Below are 18,217 nucleotides of genomic sequence, written 5' to 3' on the forward strand. Positions count from 1 at the left end.
TCTTAGGTGGCGGGCCCGGTGGCGGGCCCGGCCTGGTGGTTGGCGGCGTTCTCGCGCCGGAACGACTCGTAGACGTCGAGCAGCACCTGCTTCTGCCGCTCGGTCAGGTCGGGCGCGGTGACGATGGCGTCCGCGAGCGCACCGCCCTCGCGCTGCTCCAGGATCCCGGCCTCGACGTAGAGCGCCTCGGCCGAGATCCGCAGTCCCTTCGCGATCTGCTGCAGGATCTCCGCGCTCGGCTTGCGCAGGCCCCGCTCGATCTGGCTCAGGTACGGGTTGGAGACGCCGGCGAGCCTGGCCAGCTGCCGCAGCGAGATCTTCGCGGTGCTGCGCTGCTGGCGGATGTACTCGCCGATGTCGCGGCCGAGGTCGGCCACCGCCTTGTCGATGGGCTTGTCCAACTTTGCGGCACCTCCTCGATCCGTATTCGACGGTACGCCGGAGTGCTAGCTCCTGCAAGCGGACTGCTAGCAACGGGGGCGTGGCCTCGCTCACCGGGTTACGGTGGGCGGGTGGACCCTGCGGCGAGGCTGCGCGACGCGATGGTCGATTCGCTCACGGCCGCGGGCGTGCTGCGCGACCCGCGCTGGGTCGAGGCGTTTCGCGAGGTCCCGAGGCACGCGTTCCTGCCGGGCTTCTTCGTGCAGCGGCCGGACGGCACCTGGGATGCGGTCACCCGCGACCACCCGGACCACCTGGCGCTGGTCTACCGGAACCAGGTGTGCGTGACCCAGTTGAACGGCGACGACCGCGCGTGGGAGCAAGCACTCGCCGGTGGTCCGGTGGTCGGCGTGCCCACCAGCTCGTCGAGCATGCCCGCGATCATGGCGATCATGCTGGAGGCGCTGGACGCCCCGGCGGGCTCGCGGGTGCTGGAGATCGGCACCGGCACCGGCTACAACGCCGCGCTGCTCACCCACGTCCTGGGCGCGGACCGCGTGACGTCGATCGACGTGGACCCCGGCGTGCTGGCGCGGGCGCGCGACCGCCTGACCGCCGCCGGCTACTCCCCCACGTGCGTCGCGGGCGACGGCGAGCAGGGCCACCCGCCGCGGGCGCCCTACGACCGCGTCCTGGGCACGTGCGCCGTCTCCCGCGTCCCGCCCGCGTGGCTCGCCCAGACCGCGCCCGGCGGGCTCGTCGTCACCACGTTCAACCGGCCCATCGGCGCCGGCCTGGTCCGGCTGACCGTCCGCGACGGCGTGGCCACCGGCCCGGTGATGGCCGAGGACGGCCGCTTCATGCCGCTGCGCGCCCACCACGCCGGGTGGGCCGACGAGGCCCTGGGGCACGCCCTGACCGCCGAACCGGGCAGCTCGCGCGGCACGCCCCTGTCGGCGGCCATGGTGCTCGACCCGGCGCGCGGCTTCGAGTTCTTCGCGGGCCTGGCCCTGCCCGACGTCGTCACCGCGGGCGACCCGCCGCGCCTGGCCCACCCCGACGGCTCCTGGGTGCGCCACCGCGGCGCCACCGTCGACCAGGGCGGCCCCCGCCGCCTGTGGGACCTCGCCGAGGCGGCCTACGACCAGTGGCGCTCACTGGGCAGGCCCCGACGGCACCACTTCACCTTCACCGCCACCCCCACCACCCAGTACTTCGCCCTGCCCGACACCCCCCACACCTGGCCCCTCTAGCCCCGCGAGTCCTCCACTCGGACACCGCGTGTCCTCCGCTCCGGCACCGCGTGTCCTCCACCCGGGCACCGCGAGTCCGTCAGTCGAACAGCTCCTCCAGGAAGCTGCGCCGGCGGCGGTGCCCGTAGTACGGGTCGTGGTAGCCGGGGTGCGCGGGCGGCGGGGGCGGCGTTCCGGGTGGCGCCTGGTACGCGGGTGGGGGCTGGTAGGGCGGCGGTTGGTAGGGCGGCGGCGGACCCGCGGCCGGCGGTGCCACCGGCTGCACCACCGGTTGCCCGGCGGGCGCCTGGTCGCCGTCCTGCTCCGGGGCCCGCTCGACCACGGCCGTCACCGGTGCGCCCTCCGGCCGGTAGGGCGGCGCGTAGTGCGCCCGCTCGGCGGCGATGATCTGCTCCAGCTCACCGCCGTCGAGGAAGACGCCGTGGCAGTTCTCGCACTGCTCGATGTGCACGGAACCGCGGGTGATGGTCTGCATGAGGTCCTGGCATTTCGGGCAGATCACACGATCGAGGGTACGCACGACACAATGGTGATCACCTCACCACCTTAAGTCACCCTTAAGCGCTCGGTGAGCCATGATGCCGTCGTGTCCAGATTCCGCCAGCGGGCCGTGCTGACCGGGTGCGTGCTGGCCGCCGTGCTCACGACGGCGGGCCTTTTCGTCACCGACTACGGCATCGACCCCGACGTGTGGCTGATCGGTTTGGCCGTGGCCTTCCTCGTGCTGCTCGCCGCGCTGGACCCGTGGCTGCACCGCAGGCGCGCCGCCGGCCTGGCCACCGACGACAACCTCGACGCCGCCGCGAGCGCGCTCGCCAGGGCCCTGCACACCCAGTGGAACGAGGAGTGCCGCGCCCGCGGCCTGGAGGACCACCTCCTCGACCTGCACTGGAGCGCGCTGGAGGGCGAACCCGGCCACAGCGACGGCGTGCTCGGCGCGTTCCGGCGCAGCGGCGGGCGCATGGTGTTCCTCGGCGACCCGGGCGCGGGCAAGAGCACCACGGCGATGCTGCTCACCATCGGCCTGCTCGACCGGCGCGCCGGCGAGCCGGTGCCGTTCCTGCTCCCGCTGTCCACCTGGGACCCGGGCGTGGAGGACGTGCGCACCTGGATGACCCGCCGCCTCTACGAGGACCACCCGGCGCTGCGCAACACCGAGCTGTACGGCAGCTACGCGGGCGAGCTGCTGGTGGAGCAGCGGCGGGTGTTCCCGGTGCTCGACGGCCTCGACCAGGTGCCCGCCGCGCAGCGGGCCGACGCGCTCGACCGCGTCAACCGGGCGTTCCCGAGGTCCCAGCCGCTGGTGCTGACCTGCCGCACCGAGGAGTTCGCCGACGCGCGCACCCCGGTCGCCGGCGCCCACGTCGTGCAGCTCCAGCCGCTGGACCACGAGGAGATCGCGGGCTACCTGCGGTCGACCGCCGACCCGGTGACCGCGGCCCGCTGGGAGCCGATCTTCCTGCACCTGCGCGACGAGCCGGACGGCCGCCTGGCCGAGGCGCTGTGCACGCCGCTGGCGGTGTGGCTCGCGGGCGTGGTGTACGCCTACGGCGAGCCGAGCGAGCTGCTGGACCGCGCCCGCTTCCCCGACCGCCGCGCGATCGAGGACCACCTGGTGGACGCGCTGGTCGCGGGCTCGTTCGGCGACCGGGGCGTGGCCCACCAGGTCCGGGCGAGCCAGGTGTGGCCGCGGGAGCGGGCCCGGCGCTGGCTGGCGTTCCTGGCCACCCAGATGTGCGACCGCGGCGTGCGCGAGCTGGCCTGGTGGGACCTGCGGCGCTCGGTCCGCGGCCCGTGGCTGGCGGCGCTCGGCGCCCTGTCGCTGGGCCTGATCGGCGGGTTCGGCGTGGCGTGGCTGATGGCGTACGCGAGCACGCCGGAGCTGGCCCCGGTCACGGGCCTGGGCGCCGGCCTGGTCGTCGCGGTGGCCGCCCTGCACGCCTCGCGGCTGCGCTCGCCCAAGCCGCGGCTCGGCGTGTGGCGCAGCCTGGTCGTGGTCAGCGGCGTGCTAGGCACGGCCGTCGGTCTGGTGTTCTGGGCGCTGTACGGGCTGTCCGCGGGCCTGGTGGTCGGCCTGGGCATCGCGGTGGCGGCGGCGCTGCGGTTCGCGCTGGCCGACAACGCCGAGCTGACCCACCCGTCGAGCCCGAGGTGGACCATGGCGCGCGACCGCGTCGCGGTGTGGACCGGCTCGCTGGTGCTGGCCGTGGTGTTCGGCGCGGCGGCCGGCCTGGTGTTCGGGCCGTACCAGACCGGCATGGTGGGCCTGGGCCTGGCGTGCGGCCTGCTGCTCGGCTTCACGCTGTCCGTGCTGCACCTGCGCTGGTGGTGGTTCACCGTGGCGCGGATCTGGCTGGCGGTGCGCGGCAGGCTGCCGTGGGAGCTGACGCTGTTCCTGGAGGACGCCCGCAAGCTCGGCGTGCTGCGCCAGGCGGGCGCCGCCTACCAGTTCCGGCACGCGCTGGTGCAGGACCGGCTGGCGGGCGCCCGCGCGCGGGTCCGCTCAGGCGCCTAGCTTGCGCAGCCGGGCGATCGCCTCGTCGAGCACCTCGTCGCGCTTGCAGAACGCGAAGCGCACCAGGTGCCGCCACCGGTCCGGGTGGTCGGTGAACACCTGCACGGGCACGCCCGCGACGCCGATCCGCCCGGGCAGCTCCCGGCACAGCTGCCCACCGTCGTCGAAGCCGAGCGGGCGGACGTCCGCGGTGATGAAGTAGGTGCCCTCGCTGGGCCGCACCGCGAACCCGGCCTCGGCCAGCCCGGCGGCCAGGCGCGACCGCTTGTCCTCCAGGGACGCCCGCAGGTCCGCCACCCACGCCTGCTCGTGGCGCAGCGCGTGGGCCACGGCGGGCTGGAACGGCGCGCCGCCCACGAAGGTCAGGAACTGCTTGGCCGCGCGCACCGCCGCGACCAGCTCGGGCCGCGCGCACACCCAGCCGATCTTCCAGCCCGTGCAGTTGAACGACTTGCCCGCGCCGGAGATCGTCACGGTGCGCTCGGCCATGCCCGGGAACGTGGCCAGCGGCACGTGCTCGCGGTCGTCGAACACCAGGTGCTCGTACACCTCGTCGGTGATGGCCACCACGTCGTGCTCGACGCACAGCCGCGCGATCGCGGCCAGCTCGTCGCGGTTGAGCACGGTGCCGGTGGGGTTGTGCGGCGTGTTGACCAGCACCGCCCTGGTCCGCGGCCCGAACGCCGCCGCCAGCGCCGCCACGTCCAGGCCGAGGCGACCGGTGCCGGGCTCCTCGACCAGGCCGACGGTGCGCCGCGTCGCGCCCGCCAGCGCCACCGACGCCGCGTACGAGTCGTAGTAGGGCTCGATCAGCACGACCTCGTCACCGGGCTCGACCAGCGCGAGCAGCGAGGCGGCGATGGCCTCGGTGGCGCCGACCGTGACCAGGACCTCGGTGTCGGGGTCGTAGTGGGTGCCGTAGCGGGCCCGGTGCTCCGCGATCGCCTGCCGCAGCTCCGGCGTGCCGGGGCCCGGGGGGTACTGGTTGACGCCGCCGTCGATGGCGTCCTTGGCGACCCGGAGCATCCCGGCCGGGCCGTCGGTGTCCGGGAAGCCCTGCCCGAGGTTCACCGCCCCGGTGCGGTTCGCCAACGCGGTCATCTCCGCGAAGATCGTCGAGGTGAACGGCCGCAACCTGGGGACTAGCGCTGGTACCCGCACGACTGCGCATCTTCACGGACAATGGCGGTGTGGAGCAACTGACCGCCGCTGACCAGCTCAAGCGCCGTGGCCTGCGCCGGATGAAGCTCGTGGCCACCGGGTTCTTCGCCGCCGCGACGGTGGTCTTCGTCGTCGCGCTGCTGTTCGAGGAGGGCGGACCGGCCTGGGTGGGGTACGTGCGCGCGGCCGCCGAGGCGGGCATGGTCGGCGCGCTCGCCGACTGGTTCGCCGTGACGGCGCTGTTCCGCAGGCCGCTGGGGCTGCCGATCCCGCACACGGCGATCATCCCGACCCGCAAGGACGCCTTCGGCGACGCGCTGGGGTCGTTCGTCGGGCAGAACTTCCTGTCCGAGGCGGTGGTGCGGGACAAGCTGCGGCGGGTCGAGGTGGCGCGGCGGCTGGGCGAGTGGCTGGTCCGGCCCGAGAACGCCGAGCGGGTGACGTCCGAGCTGGCCAACGTGGTGCGCGGCGCGGTGACCGTGCTGCGCGACGAGGACGTGCAGGCCGTGGTCGAGCACGCGATCGCGCGGCGGCTGGTGGACCGGCCGTGGGGGCCGCCGCTGGGCAGGCTGCTCGGGCAGGTGCTGGCCGACGGGGCGCACCACAAGCTGGTGGACCTGGTGTGCGACCGCGCCTACGACTGGGTGCGGGACAACTACGACAAGGTCATGAGCGTGGTCACCCAGCGCGCGCCCACGTGGTCGCCGAAGTTCGTGGACTCGCTGCTCGGCGACAAGGTCTACACCGAGCTGCTGAACTTCGCGTGGGCGGTGAAGACCGACGTCAACCACCCGATGCGGCTCGCGGTGGACCAGTTCCTGATCGAGTTCGCCGAGGACCTGCGCACCGACCCGGCCACCATGCAGCGGGCCGACCAGGTCAAGCAGCAGGTCGTCGGGCACCCCGACGTGCAGCGGCTCATCGGCTCGGCGTGGGGCACGGCGAAGAAGATGCTGCTCGACGCGGCCGAGGACCCGTCCTCCGAGCTGCGGCGGCGCGTGCGCGAGGGCCTGCTGTCGTTCGGGCGCAGGCTGGTCGGGGACGAGTCGATGCGCGCGAAGGTCGACGGGTGGGTCGAGGGCGCGGCGGCGTACGTGGTGACGCACTACCGCGACGAGATCACCACGCTGATCACCGACACCGTCGAGCGCTGGGACGCCGAGGAGACCTCGCGCAAGATCGAGCTGCAGGTCGGTCGCGACCTGCAGTTCATCCGCATCAACGGCACGGTCGTGGGCGCCCTGGCGGGCCTGCTCATCTACACCGTCGGCCAGCTGGTCGTCTGAGACCCGCCGGCACCGAACGCACGCGTGTCATGCCTCCAGCTCCGGCGTGTCATGCGCTCAGCCCCGGCGTGTCATGCGCTCAGACCCCGCGAGTCGAACGCTCACGACCCTCGTGTCGAACGTTCACGACCCCCGGGTTCAACGCCCACGACCCCGCGCCGGACGTGCGGACGGCGGTCAGGTCACGCTCAGGGCGCGGCGTTCGCGCCAGTTGCGCGCCTTCTCCCGGTTCCCGCACGTCTGCATCGAGCACCAGGTGCGCGAGCGGTTGCGCGAGCGGTCGAAGAACGCCCACCGGCAGTCGTCCGCCTGGCAGATCTTGAACCGCTCCCACGAGCCCAGCACCGCCAGCCGCGCCGCCGCGCCGAGCACCGCGCCCAGGGCGTCGGTGCCGGACATGGTCGGCACGCCGCGGCTGAGGTCGACGCGGACCAGGCCCGCGGCGGGGGTGGGATCGGGTCCGTCGTGCCGTTCGCCCAGCGAGGCCCGCAGCGAGTTCCGGGCGGCACGGACCTCGGGCAGTTCGCCCGGCCGGCCGAGGCCGCGTTCGGTGACCCACGCGCGCCAGGCGGCGGCACTGTCCAGGACGTCCGTGCCGAGCTCTAGGTCTCGGGTGTTCAGGAAAGCGAGCAGCAGCTCCACATCGTGTTCCGCATCGCCGGCTCGACCCTGCGGGAAAGCCGCGTGGTCCCAGCCGGCCGCCAGACCAGTCACCCCTCCACTGTAGGCGCCGGAAGGTCCCGATGTGGCGAAGTAACCGTCAAATGGTTTTAGCCGGTTAGCCCTTCTGCCCTTTCGGGTGACACTCTCCTTTCGCCCGATCGGGTTATGAACCCTGTGTATACATCGTGTGTATAGTCGGTCCCATGTCAATCGGACACACCCTGCTGGGCCTGCTGGAGAAGGGTCCGCGGCACGGGTACGACCTGAAGAGGGCCTACGACGAGCGCTTCGGCCAGGACCGGCCGCTGCACTACGGGCAGGTCTACACGACGCTGTCGCGCCTGCTCCGCAACGGTCTCGTCGAGGAGGCCGGGGTCGAGGCGGGCGACGGTCCGGAGCGCAAGCGGTACGCGATCACGGGCGCGGGTGTGACCGACGTGGAGCGCTGGCTCGGCACCCCGGAGAAGCCGGAGCCCTACCTCCAGAACACCCTCTACACCAAGGTCGTGCTGGCCCTGCTCTCCGGCCGCAGCGCCGACGAGGTGCTCGACGTCCAGCGCACCGCGCACCTGGCCGCGATGCGCGAGCTGACCAGGCGGAAGGCCGACGGCGACCTGGCCGACCAGCTGATCTGCGACCACGCCCTGTTCCACCTCGAAGCCGACCTGCGCTGGCTGGAGCTGACCGCCGCGCGCCTCGGCCAGCTGAAGACGGCGGTGACCCGGTGAACGCCCTGCTCGAAGCGGTCGACCTGCACAAGTCGTTCGGGCCGACCCCGGCGCTCGACGGCGCGGGCCTGCGCGTGCACGCCGGCGAGGTCGTCGCCGTGATGGGCCCCTCGGGCTCGGGCAAGTCGACCCTGCTGCACTGCCTGGCGGGCATCCTCCAGCCCGATCGGGGCACGGTGCGCTACCGGGACGTGGAGCTGAGCGCGCTGGGTGACGGCCCGCGCAGCGAGCTGCGGCGCACCGACTTCGGCTTCGTGTTCCAGTTCGGGCAGCTGGTGCCGGAGCTGAGCTGCCTGGAGAACGTGGCCCTGCCGCTGCGCCTGGGCTCGGTGAAGCGGCGGGAGGCCGAGTCGCGCGCCCGGGAGTGGCTGGAGCGGCTGGAGGTCGCCGACGTGGCGGACAAGCGCCCCGGCGAGACCTCCGGCGGCCAGGGGCAGCGGGTGGCGGTGGCGCGGGCCCTGGTGACCGGTCCGCGGGTGGTGTTCGCCGACGAGCCGACGGGCGCGCTCGACTCCCTCAACGGCGAGCGCGTGATGCAGCTGCTGGTCACCGCCGCCAAGGAGACCGACGCGGCCGTGGTGCTGGTGACGCACGAGCCGCGCGTGGCGGCGTACTCCGACCGCGAGGTCGTGGTGCGCGACGGCCGGTCGCGCGAGATGGAGCCGGTCCGGTGAGGCGGTGGTGGTCCGACCTGGCGCTCGGCGTCCGGCTCGCCCTCGGCGGCGGCCGCACGTCGTGGGTCCGGCTCGTGCTGACCGGGGCGGGCATCGGCATCGGCGTCGCCGTGCTGCTGGCCGCCTCGTCGATGACGACCGTGCTGGCCGAGCGGGACGCCCGGGCGGCCGCGACCCAGGCGGTGCACCCGGAGCCGGGCCGGGACCTCGACCGCGACCGCGCGCTGTTCCAGGTCTCCTGGTTCACCGAGTACCGCGGCGAGTCGATCGCCGGCCGGTTCGTGAAGGCGGGCGGGCCGGGCGCGCCGGTGCCGCCGGGCCTGCCGCGGCTCCCCGGCGACGGCGAGGTCTTCCTCTCGCCCGCCCTGGCGGAGCTGCTGGCCTCGCCCGAGGGCGCGGTGCTGCGCGAGCGGTTCCCGCAGCGGGTGCTCGGCACGATCGACCGGGCCGGCCTGAACGCGCCGAACGACCTGCTGTTCTACGCGGGCGATCCGACCGTGCTCGAAGAGGAGGACAACGCGATCGTCGGGTTCGGCGGTGCGCTGCGGGAGCGCAGCCTGGACCCGGTCCTGTCGCTGATGATCCTGGTGGGCGTGGTCGCCCTGCTGTTCCCCGTGCTGGTGTTCGTGGGCATCAGCACCCGGCTCGCGGGCGCGGAGCGCGACCGCAGGCTCTCGGCGCTGCGGCTGGTCGGCGCGGGCGCGCGGCGCGTGCGGCGGATCGCGGCGGGCGAGGCGCTGCTCGGGGCGTTCATCGGGCTGGCGGTGGGTGCCGCGCTGTTCCTCTTCGGACGCCGGTTCGTGGAGGACGTCCGGCTGCTCGGCATCAGCGTGTTCGTCGAGGACCTGACCCCGTCGCCGCCGCTCGCGGCGCTGATCGCCGTGCTGGTGCCCGTGCTGGCCGTGACCACGGCGATCATCGCGATGCGCCGCACGGTGGTCGAGCCGCTGGGCGTGGTGCGCCACGCGAAGCCGGTGCGGCGGGTGCTGTGGTGGCGGGTGCTGCCGATCTTCCTGGGCTCGGCCGCGCTGTTGTCGCAGTCCGACGCGATGGGCGGCGAGCGGGGCAGGGCGTCGGAACCGGTCCTGATCGCCGGCATCGTGCTGCTCCTGCTGTCCATCCCGCTGATGCTGCCGTGGCTGGTCGAACGGGTGGTCGGCCGGCTGCGCGGTGGCGCGCCGTCGTGGCAGCTCGCCGTGCGCAGGCTCCAGTTGGAGAGCGGCACGGCCGCCCGCGTGGTCGGCGGCGTGGCCGTGGTGCTGGCCGGCGGCATCGCCCTGCAGTCGGTGATGGCGAGCGCCGAGAGCCGGCTCGTCGACGAGCCGGTCCCGGAGGTCGACCTGAGCCGGGTCGAGGTCCACCTGTCCAACGCGGTCCCGGGGCTGGCCGAGCAGACCGTGGCGGCGCTGGAGCGGTCGGTCGGCGTGGAGCGGGTGCACCCGACGCGGAGCGTGACGCTGCGCCGCGGCGCGGAGGACTACCAGGCGGTGACCATCGGCACGTGCGAGGTGCTGCGCGCCTACGCGGAGGTGCCGTCCTGCCGGGACGGTGACGCGTTCTTCGTGGACGGCGACCACACGGTCAACGGCACCTCCCCGGCCCCGCGGCCGGGCGCGGTGTACACCGTCGTGCGCGACGACCCCGAGGAGTCGGGTCCTGAGTGGACGGTGCCGCGGTACGTCGAGGCCAAGCCGAACAACACCGTCATGAGCAACCGCACCGGCCTGATGGTGACGCCGTCGGTGGCCGCGGACCTGCCGCAGGCCGACGCCCACGCCAGCGTGCTGGTGCTGGTCGACCCGGCGCAGCCGGACGTCGCCGAGCGGGTCCGCAACGCCCTGGCACCGCTGACGTGGCGCACCTACGCGTCGTACTTCGGCGACACGGGCGTCCCCCAGCGGGTGGAGGAGTTCCGCAGCATCCGGCAGGCCCTGCTGGCGGGCTCGCTGATCACCCTGCTCATGGCCGGCGCCAGCCTCCTGGTCCTGGGCCTGGAACAGGTCCGCGAGCGCAGGCGCCCCCTGGCGGTGCTGGCCGCCGGCGGCGTGCCGAGGAGCACCCTGGCGCGCTCGCTGCTGTGGCAGAACGCCGTGCCGCTGCTGCTCGCCCTGGTTGCCGGCGTCGTGGTGGGCGGCGGTCTGGGCATCCTGCTCCTGCGGGTGATCACCCAGCCGATCGTCCTGGACTGGGCGGGGATCGCGGTGCTCAGCGGCACGGCGGCGCTGATGGTGCTGGTCGTGACGCTGCTGTCGCTGCCGTCCCTGCACCGGGCGACGGGTGCCCTCGGCCTGCGCGCCGAGTGACCTCGTCCGAGGTGACCGGTCGGGGGTGGTCGCCGGCCCTGGCGACCACCCCCGACCGGAGCCGGCCACGGCTCCGCGACACGGGGGCACGTCCGAACCGGCGAACGCCCCACCAGCTCGGCCGAGCACCGCACCACCCAACCGAGCACCGCGCCACCCACCGGTCCCCGGCACCGCCGAGGTCGACGCCCGCGCCACCGCCCGCCCAGCCCTGTCCCGCCCAGCCCCGTCCCGCGCGCGGGCAGGCATCGACCCCGCCCACGAACCAATCCCCGGCAACAACCCCGCCCGAGGCCACGCGGCCGCATCGTGAAGCGTCTTTACCAGTGTGACGACTCTCGAAGACATCCCACGAGCGGTCCACCGGAGCGGGCGGGGTGCATCCCGATGACGAGGTGGGTCGCCGACCTGGCCCTGGGCGTCCGGCTGGCCGTCGGGGGCAGCCGGACGTCCTGGGCGAGGTTGGCGCTCACCGCGACCGGCGTCGGTTTGGGCGTGACCGTGCTGCTGCTGGCCGCCTCGGTCGGCCCCGCCCGGGAGGCCAAGTCGGAGCGGGTGCGGGCCGCGGCCGTCACCGCCACCGGTGACGGGCCGGCCGTGCTCAAGGTCCGCCGGGTCACCGTCCCGTGGCAGGGCCGCGGGATCAACGGCGTCGAGCTGGCCGCCACCACGCCCGACGCGCCCGCCCCACCCGGGGTCGGCCGCATCCCGGGCCCGGGTGAGCTGGTGGTCTCGCCCGAACTGCTCGACCTCATGCGCGCGGACGACGCCGTCCGCGCCCTGTTCCCGGAGAGCGTCATCGGCGTGATCGCCGACGCCGGCCTGCCCAGGCCGAAGTCGCTGCTCTTCTACGCGGGCCTGTCGCAGGTCCACCTGGACGACGCCGCCGACGCCACCGGCTTCGGCGGTGACCTGCCGCGGTACACGCTGCTGCCCGCGTACCGCCTGCTGATGCTCGCCGCGATCAGCGCCCTGCTGGTGCCGCTCGGGATCTTCGTCGTGGTCGCCACCCGCCTCGGCGCCACCGGCCGCGCGCGGCGCCTCGCCGCGATCCGCCTGGTCGGCGCGTCGCACCGGCAGCTGCGCCGGTTCGCGGCGGGCGAGACGCTGGCCGGGGCGGTGCTCGGCCTGTTCGTCGGCGTGGCGCTGTTCTTCGCCGCCCGGCCGCTGGCCCGGTTCGTCGAGGTCGAGGGCGTCGGCTTCTTCCCGACGGACCTGCTGCCCGACCCGCTGCTGGGCGCCCTGGTCGGGCTGGGCGTGCCGGTGGTCGCGGTCGGGTCCGCGCTGCTCGCCCTGCGCACCGAGGAACTGGGCCCGCTGGGCCTGGTCCGCGAGGTCCGCCCACCCGCCCGGCGGGCGTGGTGGCGGTTCGCGCTGCTCGGCGCCGGCACCGCCGTGCTGGTGGTGATCACGGTGGTCGGCGACTTCTGGGAGGCGATGACCGACTCGCGCGTGGCCGTGGGCCTCGGCCTGGGCATCGCGCTGGTCCTGGCGGGCACGGGCGCGGTGCTGCCGTGGCTGGTCGGGCAGGTCGCCCGCCGCCTCCAGCCGGACGGTGTCGCGCCGCTGCTGGCCCTGCGCGCGCTCCGCTTCGACACCGGCACGCCCCGCGTGCTGTCCGGTGTGGTGGTGGTCCTGACCGGTTCGCTGACGCTGCAGGTGCTGCTCGGCGTGGCCGCGCAGGTCAGCGCCGCGCCGCCGGTGGACGAGCCCGACCGGTGGGTGCTCGACCTGTCCCGGCACACCCCGCTGCGGTCGCTGGAGGAGTCGATCGCGCTGGTCGGCGGCGTGGGGCGGGTCAGCGAGGTGCGCCGGTACCGCACGGCGGGCGCGTCGCTGCTCAGCACCGACTGCGCCGAGCTCGCCGAGCGCCTGCGGGTCGACGACTGCGCGCCCGGCTCGGCCTACCTGGTCGGTGACGGCCCGGCGCCGGGCACCGAGGTGGTCGTCGAGGGGCAGCGGTGGGTCGTGCCCCGGCACCGGCCGGTCGAGGGCGCCGCCGGGCCGCCGGGCCTGTTCGTCGCGGGTGGCGCGGACCCCGTGCTGTCGGCCCTCCCGCCGGTCGAACTGGTCGTGCGCGGCGCGCCGGACGAGTCGTTCGGCGACCGCCTGCTGGCCGCGACCGGGCGCGTGGACCGGGCGGTGACGCTGCGCCGGCCGTTCGAGGCGGGGCAGGTCGAGCTGTTCACGTCCCTGCGCGGCGGCGTGATCGGCGGTTCGGCGCTGCTCACCCTGCTCGCCGTGGTGGGGCTCGCGGCGGCGGCCGCCGACCAGGTCCTGGAACGCTCCCGGCCCACGGCCGTGCTCGCCGCGAACGGCGTGCCGCACCGGGTGCTCGCGGTGTCCGCGCTGTGGCAGTCGGCCGTGCCCGCGGCGCTCGGCACCGGCCTGGCCGTCCCGATCGGCCTGGGCACGGCGTGGCTGGTCGCGCCCAGCGGCCGGTTCCGGGTCGAGTGGACCGAGGTCGCCACCACGGTCGGCTCGGCGGTGGTCATCGTGCTCGCGGTGTCGCTGTGCACGCTGCCGGCGCTGCGCTCGGCGATCCTCCCGACCGGCCTGCGAACCGAGTAGCGACGCACCGCGACGATCTTCGGTTCCCAGCACCACACCATCGTGCGGCAGCTGTATCCCCAGGTCAGACGGCTCGCTCTCAAGGAACGTGCAAGATCGAACCAACGCCGAACTGCTCACCCTCGCCCACGGCGGCGACGAGACCGCGTGGCAGGAGGTCGTCCGCAGGCACGTGCGCCTGGTCTGGGCGGTGCCCCGCTCGCACCGGCTGGGCCCGGAGGACGCGGCCGACGTCTGCCAGACCACGTGGCTCGCGCTGGCCGAGAACCTGACCCGCATCCGGCACCCGGACCGCCTGGGCGCCTGGCTGGTCACCACGGCCCGGCACGAGTCGCTGGCCGTACTGCGGCTGCGCGGCCGCGAAGCCCCCACCGACCTGTGGCAACCACCCGACCGCGCGCCGACGGGCAACACCGCGCCGGCCTTCGGGAACACCGCGCCGACCCCCGAGGACGCCCTGCTGACCGGCGAGGCCGACGCGCGGCTCTGGCGCGCCTACGCGACCCTGGGCGACCGGTGCCGCGAGATCCTGCGGCTGGCCGCGTTCGCGCCGGAGCTGTCGTTCACGCAGGTCGCCGAGGCGGTCGGCATCCCGGTCAACAGCCTCGGCCCCACGCGCGGCCGGTGCCTGGCGGTGCTGCGCCGCCGCATCGGCGTGGAGGTGGCCCGGTGACCCCCGACCGCCTGCTGCTCGACGCCCTCGCCCACCTGGTCGACCACCTCGACCCCGCCCCCGACGACCTGGCCGCGCGGGCCGCCGACGCCCTGGCCGAACGGGTGGACGCGGTCCCGCTGCGCCTGCTCACCGACTCCGCCCTGGTCACGCCACCCGGTACGCGTGGTCGGTGCGCCACCCGGACCCTGCGGTTCGCCGGCCTGGACCTCCAACTCGACCACGCCGACGGCGGCCTGCACGCCACCGGCCTCGCCCCCCGCCCCTGCGCGCTGGCCACGGCGCGGTGGCCGGGCGGCGAGGTCCGGGCGGCGGTCGACCGCACGGGCTGGTTCCACCTGGACGGCGTGCCGTTCGGCCCGGTCAGGTTCGTGCTGGACGGTCCGGCCGGTCGCCGCGCCACCCCGTGGTTCGTCGCATGACCCCCGAACGCACGCGAGCCCTGGTCGACCGCGCGGAAGCGCTCCTCAGCACCGGACTGGTGCGGGAAGCGAACGCCGTGCTCAGGGCCGCCGTCACGACGCGCGTGCCGGAAGCCCTGCTGCTCGCGGCGCGCTGCGCGTTGCGCGACGACGACCCCGTCACGGCACGCGCGCTGGCCGCGGAGGCGGAGGCGTCGTTCCGCGCCGCGAACCGGTCGTTCTGGGTGCCGGTCGCGCAGGCGATCGCCCTGCGGGCAGGCGCATCCGGCTCGACGCCCGCACCCGTTCCGACAAGCACTCCCGGCCGGGCGGGCACACCACCCCCGGCCAGTCCACCAACGCCGGCCGGTCCACCGACCCCGGTGGGCGCCCCCGGCCCGACGAACGTGCTCGACCCGACGAACACCCCCGCCCCTTCGAACACCCCCAGCCCTTCGAACACCTCTGGCCTGACGAACACCCCCACCCCAGCAGACGTGATCGCGGCGGCGAGCGCGGTCGCGGCCGCGTGCGACGAGCACGGCCACCACGACGACGCGGCCGAACTGCGCCTCGCCCTCCTCCCCGCGGAAGCCGCCGCCCGCAGGCACCGCGGCACCACTCGGTCCAGGGCCGCCGGCTGGCTCGCCCGGGCCCGCCTGGCCACCACACGCCGGGACGCGGTCGCCGCGTGCCGCGCGGGACTCGCCCTGCACGACACCACCACCAGCGGAGAACTCGTGGACATCGCCCTCGACCACGCCCTCGACAGCACCGACGCCCGAGCGGTCCTGCACTGGGGCGAACGCCGCCGCGCCGCGGCGCCCGCGCCGACGCCCGAGGTGGGCGAGGTGCGCGCGGAGCTGCGGCTGGCGCGCGTGCGGGGCGACCAGGACCGGGTCGCGTACCTGGAGCGGGAGGTCCGCAGGCTCTCGTTCGCGGCGGGGCCGGCCCGCGAACCGGTCGTGCCGCTGTCGGACGTGCTGGGCGCGCTGGGCGACCGGGCCCTGCTGATGTTCATCAGCCACCGGGGTCGGCTGGTGGCGGTGTCGGTCGCGGCCGGGCGGGTCAGGTTGCACGACTGCGGGGACGCCCGAACCGCGGCTCGACACGTTCGAGCGATTTCGCTGGCCACCGCATCACCCGCGGTGACCGGTTTTCCGGCGACCGCACCGCACGCCGTGGCCGAGTTGGACCGCCTGCTGCGCCCCGCCGGCGATCGCGGGCTGGTGGTCGTGCCCAGCCCGGAGCTGGCGCGGCTGCCGTGGGCGGCGCTGCCGTCGGCGCGTGGCCGGGCGGTGTCCGTGGCGCCGTCGGCGGGCTGCTGGTTCCGGGCCCACTCGCGACCGTTGGCGCTGGGCAGGCGGTTGTGGGTGGCCGGGCCGGACCTCCGGCACGCGCAGCGGGAGGTGGAGTCGTTGCGGCGGGCGCACGGCGGCGAGTTCCGCTCCACCGTGGACGGCGCGTTGTCGGGAATGGCGCAAGCCGATGTCGTGCACATCGCCGCGCACGGCGTGCGTCAAGACGAGCTTTTCTCCTATTTGCAACTTGAAGATGGCCCTTTGCACGGACACGACTTGGACAGCCTCGCCAAAGTTCCCCCGATAGTGGTGTTGTCCGCGTGCGAGTCGGGTTTGGCGCGCGTGTTGCTGCGGCGCGGGGCGCGCGTGGTCGTGGAGAGCGTGCGGTCCGTGCCCGACGACCGGGTCGTCGACCTCATGATCGACCTGCACGCCGACCTGGCCCGACCTGCGCAAGCGCTTGCGGACGCGCAGGCCCGCCACGGTGAGCTGGGCTTCGTCTGCGTGGGAGCGGGATGACGGCGCCAGCGCGGGAAGACGTCGGATGGGCCGGTCAAGCCAGCCCATCTTCACCCCAACGGCTTAAGCACTTCGTCGGTGCCGCGCATCATCCCTTGGTCGCCCCGGACGAGGAGACGGGCCCGCGCCGGTCGAGTTCAGGCAGTGGAACGCGCCCATATTCGTCCACTGTGGACCAGATCTTCACCATCCACAGGGGACTTGAGGAATTTTCACCCGATGCGGTATCGACGACGGACCGTGTTCACTCAGGGGTGCGACAACCCGGACAGCCGCACCGCACCGCCCTTCCGAGTGGGTTCGGCCGGAGAAAGTTCGAAAATGCGGTGACCAGTGCTAGACATAGCAAAACGTAGACCTCGAACGGTCCGTCCCGTTCGCCGTACCCGGAACGGTGGTGATCTCCAGTGGCAGTCTCCGACGCGGTGCGCCGCACCGGATCGCTGCTGCTCCGGGCGCTCGCCGTCAGCGGTCTGACGGCGGCGGCCTGGCTGGTGTGCGCCGGCGCGGCGTCGGCGGAGGACGAGGTGCTCACCGCCTCCAAGGCGGTGCACCTCGCGCACCAGGAGGCGTACGAGGAGCAGCGGGCGGAGGCCGCCGACCTGGTCGCGGACGCGGTGCCGTCACCGGGATCGCCGGGGTCGCTGGATTCGCCGGGGTCGCTGGATTCGGTGGGCTCGCTGGGCTCGCTGAATTCGGGGGGCTCGCTGGGTCCGGCGGGGTCGCTGGGATCGGCGAGTTCGCTGGGATCGCCGGGGGTGCTGGGGGTCGTCGAGTTCCCCGACTTCACGTTCGCCCGCGAACCCGCCGCCGAGCCCGCGGCCACCGTCTTCACCGACGAGCCGTTCTTCGCCGGCACCACCGAGGACGACGACCTGGCGTACCCGGCCGTCGACGACCTCGGTTACAGCAGCCGCACGGGTTCGGTGACCAACACCGTGCCCACCCCGGTGTACGAGGCGAAGGTGGCCGCGAAGGCGGCGGCCAGGGCAGCAGCCCTCGCGGCCGCCGAGGCCCCACCGCCCGCGTCGGCGCAACCGGCCGCACCCCCGGCCGCGCCGAAGCACGAACCGACACCGGCCGGCCACGCGCTCCCCGCGTCGACCGCACCGGTCGCGCACCAGCCCCAGGCCGCCACGCCCACCGCACTGGTGAGCTGGGAAGCACCCGAACCGGGCTCGCCCTCACCGGCCCCGAAGCACGCGCCCGCGCCCAGCGCGCCGACCGCGTCCTCCGGCAGCGCCGACAACGGCGGCGGCCACCGCGGTGGCGGCGTCACCGCCTCCCTCACCGGCCAGTCCGACGTGGAACCGCCGACCGCCTGGTCGGTGGAACGCCGCGACGACGGCCGGTCACCGGGCAGCGTGCCAGGGCTGCCCAGCACGTCACCCGACTGAGTTACGCGGGACCCGTGTGCCCTGAGCACACCGCAACCGCAGTCCCCGGCACAGGACGCAGCCAAGCGACTGTCCCCGGCCCGCACCGCAGGCCCTGACCACAGCCGCCGCCCGCCGACGCAGCCGACTCCGGCGCCGAGGCACACCCGAGCACGCCCAACACCCGAGCACGCCCGATACCCGAGCACGCCCAGAGGCTCCCGTTCCTGCCGACCGCGCCCCGGCAGGAACGGGCAATGGTCCCGTCGTCGCGCTGCCCCCGCAGCGATGGGATCACACGGAAACCTGCGGTGGGGGACGCCAATCCCTGGAGCGTTCCCCACCGCAGGTTCGCGAGACCACCGCCGGGCCCCGGCTCATCGAGGGGCTGCGCCGGAGCCCGGCGGAGGAG

The 18,217-nt window shown here is 74.5% G+C and carries 15 protein-coding genes; 11 read left to right on the forward strand and 4 right to left on the reverse strand.

Features of this window, described 5'->3' with window-relative positions; translation table 11 throughout:
* Window positions 1-2 precede the first annotated feature (2 nt).
* Window positions 3-401: a helix-turn-helix domain-containing protein gene (locus EKG83_RS44950; protein WP_033428453.1), complete on the reverse strand. Its 399-nt coding sequence runs from the start codon at window positions 399-401 to the stop codon at window positions 3-5.
* A 111-nt stretch (window positions 402-512) separates the two neighbouring features.
* On the opposite strand from EKG83_RS44950, the gene tgmC reads away from it, so the two are divergent.
* Window positions 513-1,634, forward strand: coding sequence for an ATP-grasp peptide maturase system methyltransferase (gene tgmC, locus EKG83_RS44955; protein ID WP_153278817.1), 1,122 nt, complete (start codon window positions 513-515; stop codon window positions 1,632-1,634).
* Window positions 1,635-1,713: 79 nt separating this feature from the next.
* Here the strand turns inward: tgmC and EKG83_RS44960 are convergent, their stop codons facing one another.
* Window positions 1,714-2,136, reverse strand: a complete 423-nt coding sequence (locus tag EKG83_RS44960) for a TFIIB-type zinc ribbon-containing protein (protein ID WP_084716035.1) — start codon at window positions 2,134-2,136, stop codon at window positions 1,714-1,716.
* An 84-nt stretch (window positions 2,137-2,220) separates the two neighbouring features.
* Between EKG83_RS44960 and EKG83_RS44965 the strand changes: the two genes are divergently transcribed.
* Entirely contained in the window at window positions 2,221-4,149 is a 1,929-nt protein-coding gene (locus EKG83_RS44965) for an NACHT domain-containing protein (protein ID WP_228122434.1), read from the forward strand.
* Here EKG83_RS44965 and EKG83_RS44970 read toward each other — a convergent pair.
* Entirely contained in the window at window positions 4,138-5,310 is a 1,173-nt protein-coding gene (locus tag EKG83_RS44970; RefSeq protein WP_033428449.1) for a pyridoxal phosphate-dependent aminotransferase, read from the reverse strand. The genes EKG83_RS44965 and EKG83_RS44970 overlap by 12 nt on opposite strands.
* Before the next feature lie 29 nt (window positions 5,311-5,339).
* Between EKG83_RS44970 and EKG83_RS44975 the strand changes: the two genes are divergently transcribed.
* The gene (locus EKG83_RS44975) at window positions 5,340-6,596 is read left to right on the forward strand and encodes a DUF445 domain-containing protein (protein ID WP_033428448.1); all 1,257 of its coding nucleotides are present in this window, start codon (window positions 5,340-5,342) and stop codon (window positions 6,594-6,596) included.
* Window positions 6,597-6,773: 177 nt separating this feature from the next.
* Here the strand turns inward: EKG83_RS44975 and EKG83_RS44980 are convergent, their stop codons facing one another.
* Window positions 6,774-7,310 (reverse strand): CGNR zinc finger domain-containing protein, encoded by a 537-nt coding sequence (locus EKG83_RS44980; protein WP_084716034.1) that lies wholly within the window; start codon window positions 7,308-7,310, stop codon window positions 6,774-6,776.
* A gap of 152 nt (window positions 7,311-7,462) precedes the next feature.
* On the opposite strand from EKG83_RS44980, the gene EKG83_RS44985 reads away from it, so the two are divergent.
* The 8 genes from EKG83_RS44985 to EKG83_RS45020 all read left to right on the forward strand — a co-directional run bounded on the left by EKG83_RS44985 (window position 7,463) and on the right by EKG83_RS45020 (window position 17,826).
* A complete protein-coding gene (locus tag EKG83_RS44985; RefSeq protein ID WP_033428446.1) occupies window positions 7,463-7,987 on the forward strand; it encodes a PadR family transcriptional regulator in 525 nt (174 codons plus the stop codon).
* Window positions 7,984-8,661, forward strand: a complete 678-nt coding sequence (locus EKG83_RS44990; RefSeq protein ID WP_033428445.1) for an ABC transporter ATP-binding protein — start codon at window positions 7,984-7,986, stop codon at window positions 8,659-8,661. Before EKG83_RS44985 ends, EKG83_RS44990 begins: the two co-directional genes overlap by 4 nt.
* The gene (locus EKG83_RS44995) at window positions 8,658-10,964 is read left to right on the forward strand and encodes an FtsX-like permease family protein (RefSeq protein WP_033428444.1); all 2,307 of its coding nucleotides are present in this window, start codon (window positions 8,658-8,660) and stop codon (window positions 10,962-10,964) included. Before EKG83_RS44990 ends, EKG83_RS44995 begins: the two co-directional genes overlap by 4 nt.
* Window positions 10,965-11,351: 387 nt before the next feature.
* The gene (locus EKG83_RS45000; RefSeq protein ID WP_033428443.1) at window positions 11,352-13,535 is read left to right on the forward strand and encodes an FtsX-like permease family protein; all 2,184 of its coding nucleotides are present in this window, start codon (window positions 11,352-11,354) and stop codon (window positions 13,533-13,535) included.
* A gap of 88 nt (window positions 13,536-13,623) precedes the next feature.
* Window positions 13,624-14,208 carry an RNA polymerase sigma factor gene (locus tag EKG83_RS45005; protein WP_033428442.1) on the forward strand — a complete coding sequence of 195 codons (585 nt, stop codon included), beginning with the start codon at window positions 13,624-13,626 and terminating at the stop codon, window positions 14,206-14,208.
* The gene (locus EKG83_RS45010) at window positions 14,205-14,630 is read left to right on the forward strand and encodes a hypothetical protein (RefSeq protein ID WP_033428441.1); all 426 of its coding nucleotides are present in this window, start codon (window positions 14,205-14,207) and stop codon (window positions 14,628-14,630) included. The genes EKG83_RS45005 and EKG83_RS45010 overlap by 4 nt, the downstream gene beginning before the upstream one ends.
* Window positions 14,627-16,429 carry a CHAT domain-containing protein gene (locus EKG83_RS45015; protein WP_051764639.1) on the forward strand — a complete coding sequence of 601 codons (1,803 nt, stop codon included), beginning with the start codon at window positions 14,627-14,629 and terminating at the stop codon, window positions 16,427-16,429. Before EKG83_RS45010 ends, EKG83_RS45015 begins: the two co-directional genes overlap by 4 nt.
* Window positions 16,430-16,836: 407 nt before the next feature.
* The gene (locus EKG83_RS45020; protein WP_033428440.1) at window positions 16,837-17,826 is read left to right on the forward strand and encodes a hypothetical protein; all 990 of its coding nucleotides are present in this window, start codon (window positions 16,837-16,839) and stop codon (window positions 17,824-17,826) included.
* Window positions 17,827-18,217 lie beyond the last annotated feature (391 nt).

Origin of the sequence: Saccharothrix syringae, assembly GCF_009498035.1 — a bacterium.
GTDB classification, from domain to species: Bacteria; Actinomycetota; Actinomycetes; order Mycobacteriales; family Pseudonocardiaceae; genus Actinosynnema; species Actinosynnema syringae.